This is a genomic window from Anaeromusa acidaminophila DSM 3853 (assembly GCF_000374545.1).
GTDB classification, from domain to species: domain Bacteria; phylum Bacillota; class Negativicutes; order Anaeromusales; family Anaeromusaceae; genus Anaeromusa; species Anaeromusa acidaminophila.
The window spans coordinates 24,253-48,459 of the sequence record NZ_KB894584.1 but is presented as its reverse complement, the minus strand read 5'-3'; the positions used below and the strand labels follow the sequence as shown (position 1 = coordinate 48,459).

20 protein-coding genes and 1 riboswitch are annotated in these 24,207 nt (G+C 49.8%); of the genes, 18 read left to right on the top strand and 2 right to left on the bottom strand.

All coding sequences use genetic code 11. The annotated features are described in order from the left end of the window. Positions 1-26 precede the first annotated feature (26 nt). Entirely contained in the window at positions 27-971 is a 945-nt protein-coding gene (locus tag C508_RS0102965; RefSeq protein WP_018702050.1) for a ParB/RepB/Spo0J family partition protein, read from the top strand. A 379-nt stretch (positions 972-1,350) separates the two neighbouring features. Here the strand turns inward: C508_RS0102965 and C508_RS0102960 are convergent, their stop codons facing one another. Continuing rightward, positions 1,351-3,723 carry a homocysteine S-methyltransferase family protein gene (locus C508_RS0102960; RefSeq protein ID WP_018702049.1) on the bottom strand — a complete coding sequence of 791 codons (2,373 nt, stop codon included), beginning with the start codon at positions 3,721-3,723 and terminating at the stop codon, positions 1,351-1,353. Next, the gene (locus tag C508_RS0102955; RefSeq protein ID WP_018702048.1) at positions 3,720-4,409 is read right to left on the bottom strand and encodes a hypothetical protein; all 690 of its coding nucleotides are present in this window, start codon (positions 4,407-4,409) and stop codon (positions 3,720-3,722) included. Before C508_RS0102955 ends, C508_RS0102960 begins: the two co-directional genes overlap by 4 nt. Positions 4,410-4,793: 384 nt before the next feature. On the opposite strand from C508_RS0102955, the gene C508_RS0102950 reads away from it, so the two are divergent. From C508_RS0102950 to C508_RS0102870, 17 genes are all read left to right on the top strand, one after another. After that, complete coding sequence (locus tag C508_RS0102950; protein WP_026319319.1) at positions 4,794-5,555, top strand: ParA family protein; 762 nt, start codon at positions 4,794-4,796, stop codon at positions 5,553-5,555. Next, positions 5,548-6,450 carry a ParB/RepB/Spo0J family partition protein gene (locus C508_RS0102945; protein WP_018702046.1) on the top strand — a complete coding sequence of 301 codons (903 nt, stop codon included), beginning with the start codon at positions 5,548-5,550 and terminating at the stop codon, positions 6,448-6,450. The genes C508_RS0102950 and C508_RS0102945 overlap by 8 nt, the downstream gene beginning before the upstream one ends. A 287-nt stretch (positions 6,451-6,737) precedes the next feature. After that, complete coding sequence (locus tag C508_RS0102940; protein ID WP_018702045.1) at positions 6,738-7,874, top strand: aminotransferase class V-fold PLP-dependent enzyme; 1,137 nt, start codon at positions 6,738-6,740, stop codon at positions 7,872-7,874. A 17-nt stretch (positions 7,875-7,891) separates the two neighbouring features. Further along, on the top strand, positions 7,892-8,575 hold the full coding sequence (locus tag C508_RS0102935) for a DUF554 domain-containing protein (protein WP_018702044.1): 684 nt from the start codon (positions 7,892-7,894) through the stop codon (positions 8,573-8,575). A 179-nt stretch (positions 8,576-8,754) separates the two neighbouring features. Continuing rightward, positions 8,755-9,291: a DUF4446 family protein gene (locus C508_RS0102930; protein WP_037351043.1), complete on the top strand. Its 537-nt coding sequence runs from the start codon at positions 8,755-8,757 to the stop codon at positions 9,289-9,291. A 119-nt stretch (positions 9,292-9,410) separates the two neighbouring features. Further along, a complete protein-coding gene (locus C508_RS0102925; protein WP_018702042.1) occupies positions 9,411-10,343 on the top strand; it encodes a M23 family metallopeptidase in 933 nt (310 codons plus the stop codon). Positions 10,344-10,496: 153 nt separating this feature from the next. Beyond that, positions 10,497-10,853: a bactofilin family protein gene (locus C508_RS0102920; RefSeq protein ID WP_018702041.1), complete on the top strand. Its 357-nt coding sequence runs from the start codon at positions 10,497-10,499 to the stop codon at positions 10,851-10,853. A 650-nt stretch (positions 10,854-11,503) separates the two neighbouring features. Further along, positions 11,504-12,610, top strand: a complete 1,107-nt coding sequence (locus C508_RS0102915) for a class II glutamine amidotransferase domain-containing protein (RefSeq protein ID WP_018702040.1) — start codon at positions 11,504-11,506, stop codon at positions 12,608-12,610. Next, positions 12,598-14,232 (top strand): glutamate synthase-related protein, encoded by a 1,635-nt coding sequence (locus C508_RS0102910; RefSeq protein WP_018702039.1) that lies wholly within the window; start codon positions 12,598-12,600, stop codon positions 14,230-14,232. The genes C508_RS0102915 and C508_RS0102910 overlap by 13 nt, the downstream gene beginning before the upstream one ends. Before the next feature lie 22 nt (positions 14,233-14,254). Further along, positions 14,255-16,564 (top strand): FAD-dependent oxidoreductase, encoded by a 2,310-nt coding sequence (locus tag C508_RS0102905; RefSeq protein ID WP_018702038.1) that lies wholly within the window; start codon positions 14,255-14,257, stop codon positions 16,562-16,564. Between the two features lie 638 nt (positions 16,565-17,202). Next, positions 17,203-18,378, top strand: a complete 1,176-nt coding sequence (locus C508_RS0102900; RefSeq protein ID WP_018702037.1) for an ABC transporter substrate-binding protein — start codon at positions 17,203-17,205, stop codon at positions 18,376-18,378. A gap of 293 nt (positions 18,379-18,671) precedes the next feature. Next, positions 18,672-19,850: an ABC transporter substrate-binding protein gene (locus C508_RS0102895; RefSeq protein ID WP_018702036.1), complete on the top strand. Its 1,179-nt coding sequence runs from the start codon at positions 18,672-18,674 to the stop codon at positions 19,848-19,850. 157 nt (positions 19,851-20,007) lie between these two features. Continuing rightward, positions 20,008-20,895 carry a branched-chain amino acid ABC transporter permease gene (locus C508_RS0102890; RefSeq protein WP_018702035.1) on the top strand — a complete coding sequence of 296 codons (888 nt, stop codon included), beginning with the start codon at positions 20,008-20,010 and terminating at the stop codon, positions 20,893-20,895. Positions 20,896-20,904: 9 nt separating this feature from the next. Further along, a complete protein-coding gene (locus tag C508_RS0102885; protein ID WP_026319316.1) occupies positions 20,905-21,858 on the top strand; it encodes a branched-chain amino acid ABC transporter permease in 954 nt (317 codons plus the stop codon). Next, positions 21,845-22,612: an ABC transporter ATP-binding protein gene (locus tag C508_RS0102880; protein WP_018702033.1), complete on the top strand. Its 768-nt coding sequence runs from the start codon at positions 21,845-21,847 to the stop codon at positions 22,610-22,612. Before C508_RS0102885 ends, C508_RS0102880 begins: the two co-directional genes overlap by 14 nt. Continuing rightward, positions 22,612-23,316, top strand: coding sequence for an ABC transporter ATP-binding protein (locus tag C508_RS0102875; protein ID WP_018702032.1), 705 nt, complete (start codon positions 22,612-22,614; stop codon positions 23,314-23,316). The genes C508_RS0102880 and C508_RS0102875 overlap by 1 nt, the downstream gene beginning before the upstream one ends. Before the next feature lie 61 nt (positions 23,317-23,377). Then, positions 23,378-24,022, top strand: a complete 645-nt coding sequence (locus C508_RS0102870; protein ID WP_018702031.1) for a CBS and ACT domain-containing protein — start codon at positions 23,378-23,380, stop codon at positions 24,020-24,022. Between the two features lie 48 nt (positions 24,023-24,070). Next, a riboswitch (NiCo riboswitch) is annotated at positions 24,071-24,156 on the top strand. The last annotated feature ends 51 nt before the right edge of the window (positions 24,157-24,207 follow it).

Here is a 24,207-nt window from a genome sequence, read left to right as displayed (position 1 = left end):
TAAAATCGGGGAAAGGGTGGAAATCCATGAATCCTTTGACGAAGCTTTTTGGCTTTGGACAAACAAAAGAAGAAATTAACGAAGAGATCTCGAAAGAAGCGCCAGCGGCGGTTGAGGCGACCATAGAGACGGAGGCTGCTGCTGAAGCAGAGCCGAAGCAGCAAGAAGTGCGTTCTGTTTTAATCGAAACCATTCAGGCCAATCGCTTTCAGCCGCGGGAGACGTTTCATGACGAATCGTTGGAGGAGCTGGCCGCGTCGATTCGTGAGTTTGGCGTGCTGCAGCCCTTATTGGTGCGTCCTCTAGAAGAAGGATTTGAGCTGGTTGCTGGCGAGCGGCGTTTGCGAGCGTCGAAACTGGCTGGTTTGACGGAAGTGCCTGTGATTGCGCGCGAGATTGACGATAAGGAAATGGCCGAGATGGCCATGATTGAAAATTTGCAGCGCGAAGATTTGCATTTTCTCGAAGAGGCCGAAGGCTTTCAATTGCTCATAGTGCAATTTGGTTTTACACAGGAAGAATTGGCTAAAAGAGTGGGTAAAAGCCAATCTACGCTGGCCAATAAATTGCGCTTGTTAAAGCTGACGCCGCAGGTACGGAAGCGGTTGCAAGAAGAGCGTTTATCGGAGCGTCATGCTCGCGCGCTTTTGAAGCTGGAGTCTCCGGAGGAGCAAGAAGCGGTGCTGGCTGTGGTTTGCGCCGAACAGCTTAATGTGCGTCAGACGGAGGAGCTAATTGTCTGCCGTCAGCAGTTGCCTGTGGAAGAAGAGGCAAACGGGAAGAGCAAGAAAAAAGAACGGAAGCGTTTGACTGGCGTGATTCGGGATGTGCGTATTTTCTTGAATACCATTCAGCAGGTGGCTGATACAATGAAAAAAAATGGGCTTGCCGTACAGATGCAGCAGCGTCAAGAAGATGATGACATTATTGTGGAGCTGCGTATTCCTAAGAAAAAAGCGGCTGGGAAATAAAGATTGCGTATAATTTAACAGGAGTAGAGTGAGTAAAGGGAGGGCATGACGGAGTTGGATTGAACAAGAGAACCGGAGTCACGTGAGGGTGCGATAGAGGGTTACTGAGTATGTAATATTTAACAGGAGTATGACAGTGATGTACCTAATGCCGGCTATGCCAAGGATGGCATAGCCGGATATAAATAAACGGCTGTTGCGGCATGTACTAATACATGTTGCAACAGCCGTTTTAGCTTTACTAAAATATCAATATCTTAACTCTCATTCGAGCCCTCTTTCTACTCCCTATACTCCTGTTAAAAATAGATTATTCGTGTCCTCTAGCGTACCCTCTTCTGGTTCTCGCCGTGACTCTTGTTCAATCTTTCGTACGTGCTTAGCCCAACAGTTTCTTGGCGATCTGGACAGCGGCTACGCCGTCCGGGGCGTAGGCTTGTGCGCCGGCTTGTTCTGCATAATCGGCTGTGACTACCGCGCCGCCGGCGATGACCGGAACTTGCAGCCCTGCTTGGCGCAAGGCGCTGATGGTAGCGTCAATCGCCGGCAACGTGGTGGTCATTAGAGCGCATAAGCCGACGGCATCTGCTTGGTGTTCTTTGACGGCGGCGACAATGGCTTCAATAGGCACGTCTTTGCCGAGGTCAATGACCGTAAAGCCGTTGTTTTCCAGTAACGCGGCGACGATGTTTTTTCCCAGATCGTGAATGTCGCCTTTGACGGTAGCCAAGACTACTTTTCCTAGAGAAAGCGTAGCTTCTCCGGGAAGCCGGTCTTTTAGCGTAATAAATGCCTGGCGCATGGTTTCGGCGGCTAAAAGAACTTGGGGAAGGAAACAGCGGCCAGCGCCAAAAGCTTCGCCTAGTTCCGTCATGGCGGCGGTAAGGCCCTGATCCGTAATTTCTAACGAAGAGCGACCCTGAGCTAACGCTTCTTCTACTAAAGCCGGTACGGCTTCTTTTTCTCCTTCAATAACGGCTTGACGCAGGCGTTCCAAGATGTCCGCCGGTGTAGCTGTTGCTGCAGGCGTAGCAGTCTGCGGCTGCGCCTGGGCGAAGACTTGGCTATAACGACGACCATTGCTGTCGCGGCCTGTAAGGGCCATAGACGCGGCTGCCGTCTGCATCATGCCTTGATGCAAGGGATTGAGAATCGGGGCGTCTAAGCCAGCGGCAAAGGCCATAGCGGCAAAGGAAGTGTTGATAGCGTCCCGCGCAGGAAGGCCAAAGGAGATATTGCTGAGCCCCATGGTGCTGGGGTAACCGAATTCTTGACGATAGGAGCGCAGCGTAGCGAGTGTTTGCAGGGCTGCATCCGCTTCGGCGGCAACTGTCAGCGTCAAGGCATCGAGAATAAAATCATTTTCTCTAAGACCTTGCGCTTGGGCGGCGGCAAGGATTTCCTGGATGACAGCTACGCGCTCCGGGGCTGTAGCAGGGACGCCTGCCGGAGAAATAGGTAGACATAATATAGCGGCGCCGTAACGTTTGGCTAAGGGTAAAAACTGTTCCAAACGTTCTGGCTCGGCGGAGACCGAGTTGATTAAGGCGCGCCCTGGATATTGTTTTAGTCCGGCTTCCAAGGCGGCAGTGTCGCTGGTATCAATCGCCAGCGGCAAGTCGACGAGCATGGAGAGCTCTTCAATGGCGCGCTTCATCACGGGAGCTTGGTCAATGCCAGCTACGCCCATATTTACGTCCAATACTTGTGCGCCAGCTTTTACTTGAGCGAGCGCATCTCGTTTTACCATGGCAAAGCTGCCTTCACGAATTTCTGCAGCTAAGGCTTTACGGCCAGTAGGATTGATCCGTTCGCCGATAACCGCAGCCGGCAAATCAGCGCCGAGCCAAACCGTACGGCTGCGGCTGGTTAAGGCGACACGGCCTGCCAGGGGTTTACTGCGCTCTACGGGTGAGAGAGAAGCGGCAGCTTGGCTGAGGGCGCGGATATGAGCCGGGGTGGTCCCGCAGCAGCCGCCTAAATAGGAAGCGCCGGCGGCAACTAGTTTCGGCGCCCAATGGGCCATTTCTTCCGGGGACATGGGGAATACGGTTTCACCGTTTACCAAATGCGGCATGCCTGCATTTGGCTGTACGCTAAGGGGCAAATGCGTAGCACGGGCTAATTTTTCTACTACCGGCAGCAGTTGTTCCGGTCCTAGGGAGCAGTTTGCGCCCAGGATGTCAGCACCCATGGCGGTAAGTAAAATCGCAGCCGTTTCCGGGTCCGTGCCTGTGACAGTGCGACCATCAGCGCCAAAGGAAAGCTGGCATATAACCGGTTTGCTGCTGGTGTCTTTTGCAGCCAAGAGAGCGGCGCGCATTTCTTGGATATCAATAATGGTTTCAATGAGCAGCAGATCAACGCCTGCAGCGTCGAGGGCGCGAATTTGTTCACAAAAGACATCATAGGCTTCATCAAAGGATAAATCGCCAAGAGGATGAAGCAACTTGCCTGTTGGTCCAATGGAGCCAGCGATCCGTGTTTCCGGGCGGCAAGCTGCTTTGGCAGCTTCTACTGCCTTTTTACAAATTATGGAAACTTGATCTTGGAGGCCGTAATGCTTTAATTTGATGCGATTAGCGCCAAAGGTATTGGTCTCAATGATGGTAGCGCCGTGCTCTATGTATTGGCGGTGAATTGAGGTGACGACATTGGATGCATCCAAATTCATGGCCTCTGGGCATGCGCCTACGGCTAAACCTGCATTTTGCAGCATGGTGCCCATGGCACCGTCAAAAATAGCAATCATTTACGATGGTTCTCCTTTCGAGATGCGCAATTTTCTTGTTCGCAATAGAGACAAGTCGCAGTCTCGCTTGCGGGTAAAATTAAACGTTCTTCATGAGGCGCTAGGCCGATGACGGCGGTAACGGATTTGCGCGGTACCAGCATACAGCTTTCGGTAACGGACAGTTGAATTTGTTCACCCTGCGCCGCTTCGACTACTAGAGGCTGATCCGTAATATCCCAGTCTCCATAACCGGGGCTAAAACGTCGCAAAGCGACAAGGCCGACTTTGGACATTTCTTGGGCAATAAAAGAATTGACAGCATCGGCTGTTTGCTCGACGGCGGCAGTAGCCGCCGCATCCAAGAGTAAGCCAAGGGCGTAGCGATCTTGTTTAAAGCAGTTTTCAATGGAATATTCCAGCTCAGCGCCGATGGTTACGGCCATAACTGCTATTTGGACAGAGCCTTGCAGATGCTCGATCAGAGGCTGACTTTTTAGTTTTAGAGGAGTAGGGCTGAGGATGATTTGATTTCGATCATCATAACCGTATATCTGCCAAATGCCCTTGGGTTGGAGGAGCAGTAGCGCTTCTTCGCACGCTTCTTTAATTAAGCTGTCAGGAAAGTCTTTGGCCCGGGCCAAGCCAGCATAGCGGCGCATTTCTTTTTCATCAATTTCTTTGATCATGGGATGATAAAAAGGCATGACACAAGCGCCTCCTCTCACTAAATTAGTGGTTTCTTCATTATAGCATAGGAAAATAATGTGTTCGAGATTTTATTCTTTCTCTTTTCTGTTATATACGTTTTTAGATGCTAAACGGAAGGGGAGGTAAGGGAGTGTGGTTATTCCATTCTCTCTGGCCTTTCTGGTGGCGACCGGAGAATATGCCATCCTTGGCCTGCCGGCATTAGGTATCTCACATACCGTCAGGCGCATCCAGCGTCGTCGTCGATTCTCTTGTTCATAGCTTTTTCTCTTTCTTTTTTAAAAATGTTTCACGTGAAACAAGAAAATGGCAGGGAAAAGATAACACTATGTGGAATGAAAGAAAAATAAGCTTTTTAGGAAGGGTATGAGGTGAAAGGTTTGGCTAGAGTAATTGCAATTGCCAATCAAAAAGGCGGCGTCGGTAAAACGACGACGGCAGTGAATTTGAGTGCCTGTTTGGCGGAAAACGGCAAAAAAGTGTTGTTAGTAGATGTTGATCCCCAAGGAAATGCCACAAGCGGCTTAGGAATCAATAAAAAAGAGCTGCAAATTTCCTTGTATGATGTGCTTGTTAGTGACACTCCGCTTGAGGAGGCGGTAGTATCTACTGAATTAGAGTCTCTTTTTTTAGTGCCGGCTACGATTCAATTGGCTGGGGCGGAAGTAGAATTGGTCAGCGCTTTTTCTAGGGAGTTGAAATTAAAGCGGGCTTTGCAAAAAAGTTTAGAGAAATTTGATTATATTGTGATTGACTGTCCGCCTTCGTTAGGGTTATTAACAATTAATTCTCTTTCGGCTGCTGATTCGCTATTAGTGCCCATTCAATGTGAATTCTATGCGTTAGAAGGATTATCTCAGTTGATGCAGACCGTTTCCTTGGTACAAAACAACTTAAACCCTCAGTTAGAACTAGAAGGTGTTTTGTTGACTATGTTTGACGGACGTACGAATCTGTCCTTGCAAGTGGCGGAAGAGGTTCGCAGTCACTTTGGCGGCAAGGTTTATGAGACGATTATTCCACGGAATGTTCGTTTGAGCGAAGCCCCAAGTTATGGGCAGCCTATTGTAAAATATGATCCGCGCTCTAAAGGCGCCGAAGTGTATGGCGAACTGGCGCGGGAGGTGATTCGACGTGTCTAAAACACCGCAACGTGGCTTAGGGCGCGGCTTGGATGCTTTGTTCCATAATGCAGCCTCAGAAGAGGTGCGCACCGTACCGATTGGTAAAATTACACCGAATCGCTTTCAGCCGAGAAAGCATTTTGATGAAGACGCTTTAGCGGAATTATCGGAATCAGTACGTCAATATGGCGTTTTACAGCCTATTGTTGTACGGCGGACGATGACCGGATATGAATTAGTAGCCGGTGAGCGTCGTTGGCGAGCTTCGCAGCAAGCCGGACTAAAAGAAATTCCTGCGGTAGTACGGGATTATACTGACGGAGAAATGACGGAAATTGCGCTGATTGAAAATCTGCAGCGCGAAAATCTTAATCCGATAGAGGAAGCGGAAGCCTATAAACGTCTTATGGAAGAGTTTGGACTAACGCAAGAAGAAGTAGCGCGTAAGATTGGCCGTAGTCGCTCGTTAATTGCCAATACCTTGCGTTTGTTAAACCTTCCCGTAGGCGTACAACAACATGTATCGATGGGTTTATTGACAACCGGACAAATTCGGCCTATTCTAGCGTTGCCAACAGAAGCGCTCCAAGAAGAAGCGGCGCAAACCATTTTAGAGCAGGAATTGTCGGCTCGAGACGCGGAAGAATGGGTACGGCGCTTGATGGCCGGGCAAAAAGAACGTAAACCTCGTCAAAAAGATGAAATTGTGCCTGATGTATATTGGCAAGACGCTGAAGACCGGTTGCAAAACCGTTTAGGGACGAAGGTTCGCATTAAACCGGGTAAACTAAAAAGTAAAATTGAAATCGAATTTTATTCCCAAGAGGACTTAGAACGTCTTTTAGAATTAATTCAAGAGCAGCAGAATTTGGCTGGCTTTGCAATGAAGCAGCAAGGACCTTTTAGTGTATAGAAAAATTTACACATGTTTCACGTGAAACAATATAAAAACAAAAGACAACGGAAGCTTTATTAAGCTGCCGTTGTCTTTATGTAGATACCATAATTTTACGCTTTTCGCAGATAGATGATAAAATGTAGGATGTTGCTAACAAATCGCGGAATACACGAAAGACGCGAAAGAGGTTTTCACGCTAGTATGTCTTCCTCTTTTCCTCGGTATTCTCCGCACCCTCCCTATACTCCTGTTCATTCCACATTCCCCATATTTTCTCTATCGTGATTTTTAGAGGTGAAACTATGATTTACTTGGATAATGCTGCGACAACCTGGCCCAAGCCTAAAGCGGTGGCTGAAGCTGTCGCTGCCTGTATTGAAGCGGTTCCCGGCACGCCAGGACGAGGTTCGCATCAGGGTGCAAGGCAGGCGGCGCGTATCGCTTTTGAAGCGAGAGAAGAAATTGCGGCTTTGTTTGACGTTGAAGATGCGACGCGCATTGCGTTTTGCGGTAATGCTACGCAGGCCTTGAATACGGCTCTTTTTGGTTTATTGCAGCCTGGTGATGTGGTGCTTACGTCGTCTTGGGAACATAATGCTGTAGTGCGCCCGTTGTACGCACTAGAAAAGCAAGGCGTGATTATCCGAAAAATCACTCCCAGCCAAGACGGTCCTCTGGACTTAACCGCGTTGGAAGCCGCTCTGCCTGGGGCCAAAGCGTTAGTTTTGACGCACGCCAGCAATGTAACCGGCGCTATTCTGCCTATTCGGGAAGCGGCGGCTCTGGCGGCGCGGCATGGCTGTTTGGTGCTTGTGGATGCGGCGCAAACGGCAGGGGTAGAAGATATTAAAGCTTCCTGGGGTTTGCATGTGATTGCTTTTGCCGGTCATAAGGGCCTGTTAGGACCACAGGGGACAGGCGGCTTATACGTAGCTCCTCATGTTTCTGTGAAACCTTTGATTTTCGGCGGTACCGGCAGTAGTTCGGAGAAGCGGGAACAGCCTTCCTTTTATCCAGATTGCCTGGAAAGCGGTACGTTGAATACGCCTGGTCTGGCCGGGTTATTGGCAGGAGTGCGTTTTGTGCGCGCTACGGGAGTGGAGAAAATTCGTTGTCGCGAGAGCGGCCTGGCTGAAAAATTGCGTGTTGCGCTTCGCCATATGCAGGGGATCAGCATGAAAGGGGAAAAGCCGGGACAACTGCAGACGGCGGTGCTTTCCTTTACGGTAGAGGGCATGGACAGTAATGTAGCGGCCTTGTGGTTAGAAGAAAAAGCAGGAATTGTTTGCCGGGCCGGGCTGCATTGCGCGCCATGGGCGCACGAGGCTTTGGGAACGCTGGAAACAGGAACTGTCCGTTTAAGTCCAGGCTACTTTAATACAGATGCGGAAATAGAAGAGGCGATTAAAGCGTTGCAACAGTTGACGCAAGGGGTTTGACTTTAAGGAGGTTGTGTATGATACAGGGAAGCGTGGTCAATGCCGCGGCCATCGTGGCAGGGACGGCGGTGGGGCTTCTGCTGCGCAAGGGCATTCAGGAACGGTACCAGCAGACCGTGTTATCGGGCGTAGCCATGTCGGTTGGTCTGATTGGCGTGACTATGGCGCTGAAAACACAAAACATTTTATTAGTCATTGTCAGCATGGTGCTAGGGGGACTAATTGGGGAATTTTTAGATATTGACGCTCGGCTGGAAAGAATGGGAGCTTGGCTGACGCAGCGTTTAGGAGCTCAGTATGGCAATGTCGGCCAAGGCTTTGTTACGGCCAGCTTAGTGTTCTGTGTCGGCGCTATGGCGGTAGTCGGATCGATTCAAGACGGCATGACCGACGATGCGGCGACACTATATGCAAAAGCTACGCTGGATGGCATCGCATCCGCAGTTTTTGCTTCCAGTATGGGCGCCGGTGTAGCTCTTTCGGCGCTGCCGGTGTTATTATATCAAGGCGGGATTTCCTTAGCTGCAGCCGCTTTTGGAGCTACCTTGCCAACCGAGGCTGTCACCGAGATGAGCGCCGTCGGCGGGCTTTTGATTGTAGGCATTAGCATGCGGATGCTAAATCTGGGGGAGATTCGCATTGCTAACTTGTTGCCAGCCGTATTTGTAGCGCCTCTGTTGGTTTTGTTTTGGCCTTCTTAGGTTTTTCTTTTTAGTTTGTTTAGAAGGCCATAAAATTGCAATAGTTAATTTTATGAAAGCCCTTAGGAAAGCAGTGGCTTCTTAGGGGAATTTGTAGTAAAATACCACATGCGGATGCATGCTGTTTAGGCAAAGGTCTGTGCGGCTTTTAAGGATAAGCCGTAGTTACATAGGGGAGGATGCGATCGATCTTGGGACAACAGGAGTTAATTGAAATTCAGCAATGGATTTTGAACTATTTACCGTATTTATTGTTAGTCTTTGCGGTAATGGTGTTAATTGCGCTAACTTTTTTCATCAGTCTGAATTTCAAGATGAGCAAGGCCAAAAAACGCTATGAGAAATTGATGACCGGTATGGAAGGCGTAAATCTGGAGCAATTGCTGGAAAATCACATCAGCGAAGTGCGTCAGTTGCGCGGCCAGGTAGAGCAGCTAACGCAGCAGGTAGAAGATCTGACAGCGGTTTCGCGCGTGTGTGTGCAAAAAGTTGGCGTAGTACGCTTTCGGGCCTTTGAAGATACGGGCAGCGATTTAAGTTTTGCTATTGCCCTTTTGGATTCAGAGGACAATGGCGTAGTGCTGTCCAGTTTGTTTGGTCGAACCGAATCCAGGGTCTATGCTAAGCCCGTAGAACACGGTACTTCCAGCTATCTTTTATCAACAGAAGAGAATGAAGCCCTGGGCAAGGCCAAAAAGCAAACATTGATTAAGTAACAAAAGAAACAAAAAAATCCTGCTGCATATTTCTGCAACGGCAGGATTTTTTTGTTTTATGGCGAATAAAATATTTTTGGGAGTTACTTCCTAAGACCTAAGAAAGGAGGCTATTGGTTTTGAAGAAACCGGAGCAAAAAAAAGAACGTAAAGATTTTACGTTGATGATGGTGCCTCACCATGGACAGAATGTACGCTCAATTCGGATTCCCTTGCAGTTAATACAGACGGTTGCTGCAGCTATTTTTGTTTGCGTTATTGCTGTAGGCGGTATGACTCTTTCCTATCGCAGCCAGGCTTCTATGGCGGACGCAGATAAGCAGGAACTAGAGCAATTGCGGCAAGTAAATCTGGTGCAAGCGCAACAGATTGATCAGCTGGCTAAGGAGACGGCATCCATTCAATCCGATATGCAGCGTTTGAATCAGCTGGATGCTGATCTGCGCCGCATGGTAAACAGCGAGGAAAAGGCAGATGTGTCGCGCGGCGGTGTGAACCGTCCGGCTAATGGAACTGCTTATGACGGTCAAGGCGGGCCGGAAGCAAAGCCTTCAGCAGGCGATTTGCTGAATGTAGTCCATGATCTTCGAGTGCAAATGCAAGAACGAGAAGAAAGTTTGAGTCAACTTCGCAGCAATTTATTAGAAAAGAAAGCAGTTCAGGCGGCCACTCCATCCATTTGGCCTGCCAGCGGGTCGGTAACGTCTCGTTTTGGTTGGCGTAACTCTCCGTTTGGCGGCGGTAGCGGAGACTGGCACCCTGGTATTGATATTGCCAATGACTCAGGAACTCCGATTTTGGCTACAGCCGAAGGAACGGTTGTGGGCAGCGGCTGGGTTAGCGGCTACGGGTATTTGGTGGAGATTGACCATGGCAATGGCATCCACACCTTATACGGACATAACTCGCAGAATCTTGTTTCTGTGGGCCAGCACGTGACGAAGGGACAGCTTATTTCGTATATGGGCAGTACCGGCTACAGTACGGGGCCGCATGTGCATTATGAAGTGCGCGTGAACGGCAGCGTGGTCAATCCGGCCAGCTTCCTTTAAGAAATCTTTTTGTTCCTGAAATATGACAGAATCATTTAGTCAACGGTTTCCTAGGAGCCGTTGACTCATTTTTTAATCTCTGCCAAAGCTTTTGTTTTCAACCGTGATTCGTTGTTTCGGAGGCTTTTGGACAATGTATAAGATGGAGGAAGTATGTTTAGAAAAAAAGGCGATGCAGCATCCGCTCCGGTGGAAACTATGATTAGTAAAGAATGCGAACTCTTAGGCAGTATTGCAGCAAAAGGGAGCTTGCGCATTGATGGAAAAGTGGCCGGGGATGTTACTACCGACGGCGATGTGTTGGTAGGAGAAGGCGGTTTGATTGAAGGCGATATTAAGGCTCAAAATGTTATTTTAGCCGGAACGGTTCGGGGGAATCTAAAAATTAACGGTAAATTGGAGTTGTACCCGACCGCTCATTTAACAGGGGACGTGAAGGTGGCCGTTTTGAATATTTCCGATGGCGCTTTTTTTCACGGCACTTGCGAAATGGAAAAAATTCAGGCGTAATTTCTTCCTATATATACTGTATAAACTATAGAATCAATCCTCGCGCAGCTTTTTTTAGCGGCAGCGAGGATTTTTTTAGTATTAAAAACGCTGTGTTTTTGGGCGGAAGATGTATGTATACAGCAAAACAATGCAAAACATACTACTCTTCATTCAAGGTATTTTTTAGAGAGAAAATACCTCGGTTATAGGCTTAGTATGTACGTGACTTAACACTTATGGCGATGTGGCATATTTGCTTACTATAGCCTATTTGAAGTATAAATATACAAAAAACAAAATACATACATAAGAAACGGCCCTGAAACAAAGGATTTGTCAGAAAAAAAGTATTTTTAAAATGCATATTGACAGTATAAAACCATGGCCTATAATAAATACTAGCATGAAAACACTGTTGTATACAAAAAGACAAATGTTTTCAGGGAGTGTGCCTAGGGTTCCGCGCTATTTAGCGGCTGGTCCAAGCGGCACAGGAGAGGCGAAGCCGCCTCTTTACACCGTGGGTAGAAAAGACCCTGCGGAAGGTCCCGGCGGATGTCGGCACTTTGCGCAGGGTCTTTTCCTTTTTTGTTCAGCGGAGAAAGTTGTGCTGAAGCTGCGATGTGCTTGATTGGTTTTGCAGAGAGAGAAGGAAGGGAGACAGTCATATGTGTAGAATTGGCGCCATTAAGAGCAGTCAAGTATTCCACCCGTCTGCCGCATTGCGGCTCATGCTGCCCCAACAAAAAGGGCATGATAATTCCGGTTTTGCTATGACCTTGCAGGATTTGGAGGGGCGTTTCGCTGAGCATAAGGACAAGCCTCTCTTGTCGTTGGCTTGTACTCAGCGAGGGGCCAAACTGGTAGAGGATTATATGGACTCTGCCGGCTTTACTCCTCTGCAGGAATGGATTCCTCGGGGCAGCCGCAAAGCGGGCCTAGATATCCAAGCCATGCCGTACTACATTTTCCGCCAATATGACTATCCGGATTATTTGGCGACCGCTCCAGCAGAAGAAAAAGAAGATCTGCTTATGGATACCCGTCTGGCTTTACGGGCGCTTTTGGAGCCGGAAGATGAAGGCTATGTGTATTCTTTCTGGCCGGATGTACTGACCCTAAAAGAAATCGGCGATCCCCGAGATATCGCCACCTATTTCCGTCTTTGGGACGATACAGGCGATCTTTTAGCGCGCAACCTGGTGGTGCAGTGCCGTCAAAATACCAACTACGATATTGTTCGCTATGCGGCGCATCCCTTCTTCTTGCAGGGCTATACCCTTTGCGCTAATGGGGAAAACACTTTCTATACCAAAAACAAGGAGTATCAGAAATCGTTGCATCGCGGCTATATCGGTTTTGAGTCGGATTCGCAAAATTTCCTTTATACCTTGCATTATGTGCTGCATGAACTTAAGTGGCCATTGCAGTACTATAAACATGTAATTACGCCATTGCCGTTTAGTGAAATGGAAGAGCGCCCCGACAAGGATGTGCTGACCACCATTCGTCAGTCTATGGGGCATTTGGAAATCAACGGACCGAACACGGTTATCGGGCTTTTGCCGGATGGACGCATGATGACATGCTGCGATTCCAAAAAGCTGCGGCCTGTTGTTATTGGCGGCGACGCAGTGACGAAAGCTATTTCTTCGGAAGTGTGCGGCTTGAACGCTATTTTGCCGGATCGTGATATTGCCAGCGATATTTATCCCAACGAGCGCGAAATCGTGCTGATTAACAACCAGTTGGAGGTAGAGCGATGGAAACAGTAAGAACCCAGGATGTAGGCGTCAACGACCTCAACTGGAAAATACAGTATAACCCAGAGCGGTGTACTCTTTGCGGCAGCTGTGTAGCCGCCTGTACTTTCGGAGCTATTGAAGCGGCCGTAGAACGGCGCAGCAGCGTCGTATCCCGCGGCCCTGTACCCAACCCGGTAAAAGAGCATGCGGCTATGCCTGTGATTCGTCAGAAGCGTTCTGTAGCGAATGCCTGTGTAGGCTGCGCCATGTGCGAGAAGGTTTGTCCTAATCAGGCCATCCGGCCAGTGCGCAATGAAGATACGCGTCAGAATCTGCTGGCCCGGGCTGGCGGCGCTACGATTAAGCGAGGAGGACGGACCAATCTGAACGCTGACCGTACGCTGGATCGTATTGTGGTTGGTCGCATTTCGCAGATGACTGACCCTTCGCTGGATTCGGAGCGTCATACCTTTGATATGCGCACTCCTTTGGGGCGCGTGCTTCCGCCGTCGCAGCTGCCGCTGGCTTCGGCCAACGGTTCGTTGCAGTTAAACGGTCATACGCCGCCAGTCAGCTGGATTTATCCGATTATTTTCAGCGACATGTCCATTGGGGCGCTGTCGACTCGCGCCTGGGAAGCGTTGGCGCTGGCTACGGCCTATCTCAATGAAAAGCATGGCTTGCCAGTACGCATGTGCTCCGGCGAAGGCGGCATGCCGGTGAAGCTGATGGAATCCGAGCAGCTTAAGTACGTGATTCTGCAGATTGCTTCCGGCCATTTCGGCTGGAATCGTATCATTCAGGCTATGCCGAAAATGAAAGTCGATCCGGCGGCGGTGATGATCAAAATCGGTCAGGGCGCTAAGCCTGGCGATGGCGGTCTTTTACCGGCGGCTAAGGTGGCTTCTCATATTCAGGCCATCCGTGGCGTACCCAAGGCGGACCTTATGTCTCCCCCTAACCATCAGGGCCTGTACTCCATTGAGGAGTCGGTACAGAAAATGTTCCTTTCCATGAACGCCGCTTTTGGCTTCCGGGTGCCGGTAGCGATCAAATGCGCCGCCTCGGCTACTTCGGTCTCCGTATACAACAACTTGCTTCGCGACCCGTACCGCATTTGCGGCGGCTTTTTCATCGACGGCATTCAGGGCGGCACCGGCGCAGCCAATGAAGTATCGCTGGACCATACGGGCCATCCGGTGGTTTCCAAGCTGCGTGAGTGTTACTTGGCGGCGGTTAAGCAAGGCCGTCAAGGTCAGATTCCTATCTTCGCCGGCGGCGGCGTGGGCCTTACAGGCAACGCGGCTGCGGATGCGTTTAAACTGATCTGCCTGGGCGCTAACGGCGTCTTTATCGGCAAGATCCTGATCCAGTTGATGGGCTGTGTCGGCAACGAACACGGGCGCTGTAACTCCTGTTCCACAGGCAAGTGTCCTACAGGCATCTGTACGCAGGACCCGCGGCTGGTAGGGCGTCTGGACATCGACAAAGCGGCTCAGGCGGTTGTCGATTATACCCTGGCGCTAAACAGCGAATTCAAGAAACTGATGGCCCCTGTAGGCAACAGCTCGCTGCCTATCGGCCGTTCTGATGCGCTGGTAACGACTGATCGCGCCATAGCGGAAAAATTAGCCATCCAATACGTCTGCTGATAGGGAGAAGGAGGAACTGGAGATGCTTACGATTGACACTTTGGCAGGAGGAAAACGCCTGTCCACACAAGAACTCCTGACCGCCATCAGCGAGGCGCTAGCGGCGGGAGAAACAGAATTTCATATTTTGGCCAGCGGCCAGCATGATATCGGCGGTCCTTTATGGCACCCCGAAGGAAAATCGCTTCGTTTCACGGTAACGAATCCAGGGCAGCGCGTGGGGTCCATGTGCATGCCCGGAACGGAAGTCATTGTAGAAGGCTCGTCCTCGGCGGATGTAGGCTGGCTGAACGCCGGCGGCCGCATTGTTGTCAAAGGCGATGGCGGTGATACTACCGCCCATTGCGCTGCTGGCGGCAGTATTTATGTCGGCGGCCGAGCCGGAACGCGTTCCGGCTCCTTGATGAAGCATGACCCTCTGTATGCGCCGCCTGAATTTTGGGTTTTGAAGCGTTGCGGCAGCTTCTCCTTTGAATTTATGTCCGGCGGTATTGCTGTTGTTTGCGGCGTAGATGTTGAAGCGGACGAGTCGGTTCTAGGCGATCGCTCCTGCGTTGGCATGGTGGGCGGCGTAGTATACGTCCGCGGACCGCTTCACGGTGTTTCGGCCAAGGACGTAAAGGTGCGCGCCTTGGAAGCGGCGGATATTGACTATCTGTCCAGTCACATGGATGATTTTTTGCAGTCTGTAGAACGGAAAGAACTGCAGGCGGAATTGACCAAGTGGAATGAATGGCAAAAAATCGTACCCCTCACCTATGAAGAACGGCCTAAAAAAGTTGAGTCCCATCTTTTTGATTTCCGGACAAATGAGTGGGTTCCCGGCGGTATTTTCAGTGATGTAGTAAAGGATGATTTTTCCGTAGTTGGTTTGGTTACGAGCGGCGTGATGCGTCAGCGCGTACCGCAATGGGAAAATGCCCGCTTTGCGGCTCCCTGCCAATTTAATTGCCCGGCGTCCATTCCGTCACAGGATCGTTTCAACTTGCTGCGCGACGGCAAGGTAGGAGAAGCGTATCGTCTGGTGTTGGAATACACGCCGTTCCCAGGCTCGGTTTGCGGCAGTGTTTGCCCCAATTTGTGCATGGACGACTGTACTCGCGGTCAAATTGATTTATCTGCGCAAATCGGCGCTTTGGGACGGTATTCGCGCGAAGTAACACTGCCGCAGGCAGTGCAAAAAACCGGCAAAACCGTTGCTGTGATCGGCGGCGGCGTGGCCGGTCTGACAGCTGCGTGGGAACTAGTGCGTCAGGGACATGACGTAACCGTTTTTGAAAGTGATGCGAAAATGGGCGGCAAAATGGAACAGGCCATTCCCCGCTCCCGTCTGGCGGCGGAAGTACTTGAAGCCGAAGTAGCCCGCGTGGCGTCGCTGGGTGTAACGTATCGCAACAATGAGACCGTGGATGCCGCGAAATTTGCACAGCTGCGGCAACAATACGATGGCGTGGTAGTGGCTACCGGGGGCCATGTGTCAAAAGTGATTCCCTGGCCTGGTTCCGAGCGCTTGGTCAAAGGGCTGGAATTCCTCAAAGCCGTCAACAGTGGGCAAAAGCCGAAAATCGGCAAAAAAGTCGTTGTCATAGGCTGCGGCAATGCAGGTATGGACGTGGCTATCGGCGCCTATGAAATGGGAGCTGAAGAAGTCACTTGCATCGACGTGGCTAAGCCGGCTGCTTTTGAAAAGGAAATTGAACATGTAGAAGAGCTGGGAGGCGTACTGCTTTGGCCGGCGGCCACCCAGGAAATAACGGCGGAAGGCGTACGCTTGACAGATGGAAGGATGCTGGCGGCGGATACGGTGATTATCAGTATCGGCGAAGTGCCGGATCTGTCCTTCCTGCCTGCGGAGCTGCCCCAAGAGCGCGGCTTTATGAAAGCCGGAGCAGCAGGGAAGTTGGCAGAACGCCTTTATACCGCAGGGGATACCATTCGCCCCGGCCTCTTGGTGGATGCCATCGGCGCCGCTCGTGAAGCGGCCAAAGCATTGCATGCGGAGTTGACTGGTGAAGCCTATGCAACGAAGGAAAAAGTGGCGCTGCCGCAAGGCCGCCTCTCTACGGAGTATTTCGAACGTTGCCAAACCGGTCAAGTTCCTCAAGCCAAGGAAGACTATCTGCGCTGTATCAGCTGTGGTACTTGCCGCGACTGTCATATGTGCGAAAAATCTTGTCCCGAAAAGGCTATTTCCCGGGAAATAAAGGAAGACGGTTCGTTCGCCTATGTTTCGGACGACAGCCGCTGCATTGGCTGCGGCGTATGCGCAGGCATTTGCCCTTGCGGCATCTGGTCGATGCATCCGAACAATACTCCCTTGCCTTGTAACTAAACAAGTAAAGCGCCGCCTGTAGAGGCGGCGCTTTTTTTCTTGCTGCACCAGAATTTATAAGTTTTGAGAGGCTGTGCAAGGAGGAATAGAGCGGCTTTGTACGGACGACAAATCAAATTTCGCGATTTTCGCGGTTGGATAAAAATTTCGAGAGACGTTGCTAACGAACCGCGAAATACACAACACACGCGAAATGGGTTTTAAAGAGATTATGTCTTTTCATGTTCCTCTTTCTTCTCCGGTGTATCCTCCCGTGACTCCGATTTTCTTGTTCACTCTTTGCTGTCATAGCCCTCACTTTACTCCTGTTTAATCAATGTTCCCCGGTATTTTCCTGCGAAAGAGAGTGCTAAATCACAAAATCCTCACCAAAGAAACAAATGGTGTCTAAAAATAGACATGTTTCGACATCGTGAACATTACATGTCGATAAATGAAAAAATATGTGAACTTTTGATTGACATGGAGGATGTAGGAAAATATAATAAAGGACAACGGACAAGATTATCCGTGCAAAAAACACATGTTTCTATGTGCTATGTAATTTTGTAACATCCGCGCGAAAATGAAACATGGTGAGAAGGTCCAGGCATTATAAGGTAGATTCTAAGATTGAGATGAAACAGGGGGCATGTAGCGTGAGTAAAAAATGGCAGAAGTGGCTCGGCGTAGCCTTGGCAGCCACGCTGACAACAGCGTTGGTAGCCGGTTGCGGCGGCAAAAGCGAACCTAAAGGAGACGCTAACGAGATTCGCATTGGCGCTAGTATGGAACTGACTGGCGGTGTAGCTGCGTACGGTCAGCAAACGCTGAACGGCATTAAACTGGCTGTAAAACAAGCGAATGACGCGGGCGGCATCAATGGCAAAAAAATCAACTTGATTGTGGCGGACAACAAGTCGGAAGCATCGGAGGCTACCAACTCGGTAACGAAGCTAATCAATCAGGATAAAGTTATTGCTGTTCTCGGACCTGTAGTAAGCTCGAATGCACTGGCTGCACTGCCGGTAGCGGAAAGTGCAAAAGTGCCTCTTTTGACACCGACAGCTACCAACCCGGATGTGACTGTTAAAGATGGTAAGGTTCGGCCGTATGCGTTCCGTTCCTGTTTCATTGATCCTTTCCAGGGAACCGTAGTGGCTAATTTTGCCACGAAAACCTTAGGCGCTAAGAAAGCGGCTATCTATGTAGACAACAGCTCGGATTATTCGAAAGGGCTGGCTAAATTCTTTGAAGAGAATTTTGTTAAAAATGGCGGCACCGTTGTTATTAAAGAAGCCTTCTTGCAAAAGGATCAGGATTTCAAATCGACCTTGACCAAGATTAAAGCGGCTGGTGCGGATGTGCTGTATGTTCCTGGCTACTATGAAGAAGTAGGGAAAATTGTCAAACAAGCTCGTGAAATGGGAATTACCATTCCGATTACTGGCGGCGACGGTTGGGATAATGCCAAGCTGCCGGAAGTGGCTGGCGCAGCGGCACTGAATAATACCTTCTTCAGCAACCATTATTCGGCAGAAGATAAGGATCCTAATGTTTCTAAATTTGTAGAAGCTTACAAGAAAGAATACAATGAAGCTCCTAGCGCTTTGTCCGCGTTGGGCTATGATGCCGGCTTGTTGCTGGTAGACGCTCTCAAACGCGCAGGCAGCGCTGATTCGGCGAAACTGACCGAAGCCTTGGCGGCGGTGAAGAACCTTCAGGTTTCTACCGGTATTATTTCCCTGGATGCTAATCACAACCCGGTTAAGAGCGCGGTTATCATTGAAATGAAGGACGGCAAGCAAACCTTTAAGGAAAAAGTCAATCCCTAAGGAAAGCGGGCTAAGGCAACTTGCCTTAGCCCTTCTTTTTCCATTTTTTTCCGAATCGTATTCGCGCAGAAGCTTTCATTCAAGAGTTTGTCTTTGTTTTTCTGTAGAGGACAAGTGGTGTTCATGTATACAAGGAGTGGTATTGACAGTCCAAAAACCGTGCACTATAATGACAACATGTACACGGAAAGATTCACTGCAGGCGGACGCGATGTCGGATTATGGACACAGTTTTCAGAATAGCGGAAAGACATGGCGCTGGTGCAGGGAATTCAATGACAGGAGGCTGGAGAATGCTGACGAAAAAAGTCGCGCGCTGGATTGGCGTTGCCTTGGTAGGCGGCTTGCTGACAGCAGCCCTTGCAGGCTGTGGCGGCGGTGCTAAGCAAGATGCTAACGTAATTAAGCTCGGCGCCAACCTGGAGATGACCGGAAACAATGCTACCTTCGGACAATCGGCTGCTAACGGAGCCAAACTGGCGATTAAGGAAATTAACGCCAAAGGCGGCATCAACGGCAAGCAGTTGGAACTTGTAGTGGCGGACAATAAGAGCGAAGCGGCTGAGGCGGCCAATGCGATGCAGAAGCTGATTACTCAGGACAAAGTAGTAGGGGTGATTGCGCCGATTGCTTCGTCCAGCGTTATTGCTGCAGCTCAGGTTAACATGGCGAATAAGGTATTGGCCATTAGCCCGACGGCTTCCAATCCGAAAGTGACTGTAGACCCTGCTACCGGAAAAGTACGAGACTTCTTGTTCCGGGCGGCTTTCATTGATCCTTTCCAAGGTTCGGTTATGGCTAACTTCGCCGGCAAGAGCTTGAAAGCTACGAAAGCGGCTATGTATATCGACAATAGCTCTGACTATGCTAAAGGCTTGGGACAGTTTTTTAAGGAAACCTTCCTTAAAAATGGCGGCGCTATTGTTTCGGAAGAAGCGTACTTAGCCAAAGATACGGATTTTAAAGCGACTCTGACGAAAATCAAAGCGGCTAACCCGGATGTGCTCTTCGTACCCGGTTATTACCAGGAAGTGGGCATGATCATCAAACAGGCTCGTGAAATGGGGCTGACGATGCCGATTCTGGGCGGCGACGGCTGGGATTCGGCGAAGCTGCCGGAGATTGCCGGAGCTAGCGCTTTGAATAATACCTTCTTTGCCAACCATTATTCGCCTGACGACAATAGTCCGGCCATCAAAACTTTTGTTGAAGCGTACAAAAAGGAATACGGCCAAACGCCTGACGCCTTTGCCGCTCTCTCTTACGACGCCACGATGATGGTGATTGAAGCCATTAAACGCGCTGGCGGTACGGATACGACGAAAATTAAGGATGAGCTGGCTAAGACCAAGGAATACCAGGCTGTATCCGGAAAAATCACCTTGAATGAAAACCATGACGCGGTGAAAAGCGCTGTTATCATTGAATTCAAGGATGGTAAGCAAACATTTAAGGAAAAAGTCAATCCGTAATCCGAAGGTTTGTTAGCGGATGTACCGGGAGTTATCGAAGGGGATAAGACTGCGCAACCCATAGGGCTACGCGCCGTCTTGTTCCCTTTTTGTTGCTCGCGTTTTGAATAGAAGTGACTGAATTTAGACGGTTTTAGAATGGAAAGGAGGATCGCCCATGGATTTTTTAATTCAAGTAATACAACAGTTAATTAACGGTATTTCTTTGGGCAGCATTTACGCCCTGATCGCTCTTGGCTATACGATGGTTTACGGTATTATCAAGCTTATCAATTTTGCGCACGGCGACATTTATATGGTAGGTGCGTATATCGGCTTTTTTGCGACAACCGTATTGGGATTATCCTTTGTTCCAGCCTTGCTAATCGCGATGGTTGGCGCCGGTTTAGCGGGTATGTTGATTGAGTACCTGGCTTATCGGCCGCTGCGGTTTGCGCCGAAAATTTCGGTGCTGATTACAGCCATCGGCGTTTCACTGCTATTGGAATACGGCGGTATGCTGGTTGTCTCGCCTCAGCCGCGGACGTTCCCGGCAGTATTTCCTACAGAAACGTACAATTTGGCAGGCATTATCATCAACAACCAACAGGTGGTCATTTTGGTGGTTTCGCTGCTGCTCATGGTGCTGCTGACATATGTCGTGCAGTATACTAAAATCGGCAAGGCAATGCGCGCCGTGTCCTTTGATACGGAAGCCGCACAGCTTATGGGCATTGATTCGGGAAGAATCATTTCCTTCACCTTCGGTATTGGCTCGGCTTTGGCGGCGGCCGCTGGCGTTCTTGTTGGCGTCTACTACAACTCCATTGATCCGCTGATGGGCATTATGCCTGGTTTAAAGGCTTTCGTAGCCGCTGTTTTGGGCGGTATTGGTATTTTGCCTGGCGCTATGCTGGGAGGTCTTATCTTGGGTGTAGTGGAAGCGCTGGTAAGCGGCTTTATTTCTTCCACCTTCCGCGATGCGGCGGCGTTTGCCATTTTGATTCTTATTCTGCTCTTCAAGCCGTCCGGCTTGCTGGGCAAAAATACCCGTGAGAAAGTGTAGGTGACAGGCATGCGGAGCAAAACGAAAAAAGACCTAAAGGTTCTTGGTTTGTGCATTGCCCTGTTCGCTGTGGTGCAGGTGCTCATAAACCTGGACATTATTGGACCTTTTTGGGAATTAAATCTAGTTTTAATTGGCATTAATATTATTTTGGCAACCAGCTTGAACTTGATTAATGGTTTTACCGGTCAGTTTTCGATCGGTCATGCCGGCTTCATGGCGGTGGGCGCCTATGTTAGCGCCGTGCTGTCGGTAAAATTTGAACTCCCCTTCATCTTGGCTATTTTGGGCTCTGCCGCGAGCGCAGGCTTGCTGGGCTTTATGATCGGCTTGCCGACGCTGCGTCTGAAAGGCGACTATTTAGCCATTGCTACCCTTGGGTTGGGGGAAATCATTCGTATCTGCATTCTGAACATCCAGTATGTAGGCGGCGCCTCCGGCTTTATGGGCATCCCCCGATATACGAATTTTGCTTGGGTTTTTGCGTTAACAGTAGTTACCTTATTCGTTATCAAAAATCTGATCAACTCTACGCATGGACGCGCTTGCATCGCCATTCGCGAGAATGAGATCGCCGCTGAATCCATGGGGGTCGATACGACACGCTATAAAGTTATGGCCTTTACGATCGGCGCGTTCTTCGCCGGCGTAGCGGGCGCTCTCTTTTCGCATTATTTCTATATCGCCCATCCGGCTTCGTTTACTTTCATGAAGTCCTTCGATATTCTGACCATTGTGGTTTTGGGCGGCTTAGGCAGCTTGACTGGTTCCGTTACGGCGGCGGTGCTGCTGACCTTTGTTTCGGCAGCCCTGGCTGGGTATCCCGAATGGCGCATGGTCATTTATTCGCTCATGCTCATTATCTTGATGATTTATCGTCCTCAAGGCCTATTTGGCAACAAGGAATTGAGTTTGGCCATGTTTGGCCGTCTGTTTGGAGGTGGCAAACGTGACGCTGCTTAAGACTACGAAACTATCCAAGGTGTTCGGCGGCTTACGGGCGGTTTCCAATTTTGAAATGGAAATCAACAAGGGAGAGCTTGTTGGTTTAATCGGCCCGAACGGCGCCGGTAAGACTACGGCTTTTAACTTGTTGACCGGCGTATACGAACCGACCGAAGGGGAAATCATTTTTGACGGACAGAGCGTTGTCGGTCTGAAACCGTATCAGGTTACTCAAAAGGGGATTGCCAGAACGTTCCAGAACATTCGTCTGTTCAGTGACATGACGGTGCTGGATAATGTTAAGGTTGCGTATCACTTCCATATGAAATACGGCCTGGCGGAAGCGGTAAGCCGTTTGGGGCGTTATTTTGGCGAAGAAGAAGAACTGGAAGAGCAGGCCATTCGCTTTTTGGAAATCTTCCAATTGGCTGATAAAAAAGACGAAGTGGCTAAGAATCTTCCTTACGGGGAACAACGTCGCTTGGAAATTGCTCGGGCCCTGGCGGCTAAGCCTAAACTGCTGCTTTTAGACGAGCCCGCAGCCGGCATGAACCCGCAGGAAACGCAGCAGCTGCTGCAAATGATTCGTTGGATTCGTAAGGAATTTGACTTAACCATTCTTCTAATTGAGCATGACATGAGTCTGGTTATGAATGTGTGCGAGCGCATTTACGTGCTGGATTACGGCAAGATTATCGCCAGCGGCACGCCGGATGAAATCAAGAATAACAAGCAAGTCGTCGAGGCGTATCTCGGTGAGGAGGTGAACTGATGCTGACGATAGACAACCTTAACGTATTTTATGGCGCTATTCATGCGTTGAAGGGCATTTCTCTGGAAGTAAAAGAAGGGGAAATTGTGACCCTTATCGGCGCCAACGGCGCTGGCAAGTCGACTACGCTGCGCACCATTTCCGGCTTGTTGAAGCCGAAAGAAGGCAGCATTAAGTTTGAAGGCAAAGATATCGGCGGCATGGCAGCCCAAAATGTAGTTAAACTCGGCATTTCCCAGGTTCCCGAAGGACGGCGCATTTTCGCCAATATGACGGTTATGGAAAACTTGGAACTGGGCGCGTTTACTCGTAGCGATAAGGCTGGCATTGCTCAGGATTTGGATATGGTATTTGGTCGGTTTCCTCGCCTGGCTGAACGTAGAAGTCAGCTGGCTGGCACCTTGTCCGGCGGCGAGCAGCAGATGCTGGCGATGGGCCGCGCGCTGATGAGTCGTCCGCGGATGATGCTTCTGGATGAACCGTCCATGGGATTGGCGCCGCTGTTGATTCGGGAAATATTTAATATTATTGTAGATATTAATTCGACAGGAACCACGGTTCTTTTGGTCGAACAAAATGCTAATATGGCTTTGTCCATTGCGCACCGGGCTTATGTTATGGAAACCGGACGCATTACTCTTTCTGGCGATGCGAAAGAATTGGCCGCCAGTGAAGATGTTCGCAAAGCGTACCTCGGCGGTTAAGACCGTCACGCCGGGGTAGGCGTCCCTGGCTCCCCATGGATGAAAGGAGAGTGTTTCTATTATGTTTGTGAAAGATCAGATGACCGTCAATCCGGTGACTGTTACGTCAGCGACTACCATTGCGGATGCTGCGGAGCTCATGAAGAAACATCGCTTTCGCCGTTTGCCAGTGGTTGATATCGGCAAACTGGTGGGCATTGTAACCGACCGGGATTTGCGCAAGGCGTCCCCGTCTTCGGCGACAACCCTTTCCGTGCATGAAGCGGATTATTTGTTGTCCAAAGCCTCGATTAAGGATATCATGACGAAAAAAGTTCTTAGCATTGACTCGGAAGCTACCATCGAAGAGGCGGCGCTATTGATGTACAATAACCGCATTGGCGGCGTGCCGGTAGTGGATAAGAATCAAGATGTAGTCGGCATTATTACGGAGACCGATATCTTTAAATGCCTGGTAGACATTATGGGCTTGCCTTCTGGGACTACGCGCGTTACGATTCGCGTACCCGATAAGACAGGCGTTATTACTGAAATTACCGGTATTTATGCAGATTTGGGCATCAATATTACTTCTATGGCTAGCTACACCTTGCCCGATGGCAGCGGTGAAGAAGTCATTCGCGGCGATGTGAAAGATCTGGAAGAACTCAAGAAACGCATTGAGGCCAAAGGCTATAAAGTAGTTCACGTCGCTCAGATTGGCTAATGGAATTGAGAAAAATTCCCATAGTTTACACCGAAATGGACTTGTGATACAATACCAATAAGGATCAGGCGGCCGTGTTGTAACGGTGCGGCCGGGCTGCTCTTTAGCAGCAGTAGTCAGCCTACGGGACCCTCTAGGGGGCTCCGTAGGTTTTTTATATGTCGCCCCTTTTTTTGAGAGGAGCT

Coding starts and splice junctions, on each gene's coding strand:
- C508_RS0102965 (WP_018702050.1), top strand. CDS start 27: ATGAATCCTTTGACGAAGCTTTTTGGCTTTGGACAAACAAAAGAAGAA.
- C508_RS0102875 (WP_018702032.1), top strand. CDS start 22,612: ATGCTGACGATAGACAACCTTAACGTATTTTATGGCGCTATTCATGCG.
- C508_RS0102960 (WP_018702049.1), bottom strand. CDS start 3,723: ATGATTGCTATTTTTGACGGTGCCATGGGCACCATGCTGCAAAATGCA.
- C508_RS0102910 (WP_018702039.1), top strand. CDS start 12,598: ATGGAAACAGTAAGAACCCAGGATGTAGGCGTCAACGACCTCAACTGG.
- C508_RS0102920 (WP_018702041.1), top strand. CDS start 10,497: ATGTTTAGAAAAAAAGGCGATGCAGCATCCGCTCCGGTGGAAACTATG.
- C508_RS0102905 (WP_018702038.1), top strand. CDS start 14,255: ATGCTTACGATTGACACTTTGGCAGGAGGAAAACGCCTGTCCACACAA.
- C508_RS0102915 (WP_018702040.1), top strand. CDS start 11,504: ATGTGTAGAATTGGCGCCATTAAGAGCAGTCAAGTATTCCACCCGTCT.
- C508_RS0102870 (WP_018702031.1), top strand. CDS start 23,378: ATGTTTGTGAAAGATCAGATGACCGTCAATCCGGTGACTGTTACGTCA.
- C508_RS0102940 (WP_018702045.1), top strand. CDS start 6,738: ATGATTTACTTGGATAATGCTGCGACAACCTGGCCCAAGCCTAAAGCG.
- C508_RS0102895 (WP_018702036.1), top strand. CDS start 18,672: ATGCTGACGAAAAAAGTCGCGCGCTGGATTGGCGTTGCCTTGGTAGGC.
- C508_RS0102930 (WP_037351043.1), top strand. CDS start 8,755: ATGCGATCGATCTTGGGACAACAGGAGTTAATTGAAATTCAGCAATGG.
- C508_RS0102890 (WP_018702035.1), top strand. CDS start 20,008: ATGGATTTTTTAATTCAAGTAATACAACAGTTAATTAACGGTATTTCT.
- C508_RS0102885 (WP_026319316.1), top strand. CDS start 20,905: ATGCGGAGCAAAACGAAAAAAGACCTAAAGGTTCTTGGTTTGTGCATT.
- C508_RS0102935 (WP_018702044.1), top strand. CDS start 7,892: ATGATACAGGGAAGCGTGGTCAATGCCGCGGCCATCGTGGCAGGGACG.
- C508_RS0102955 (WP_018702048.1), bottom strand. CDS start 4,409: ATGCCTTTTTATCATCCCATGATCAAAGAAATTGATGAAAAAGAAATG.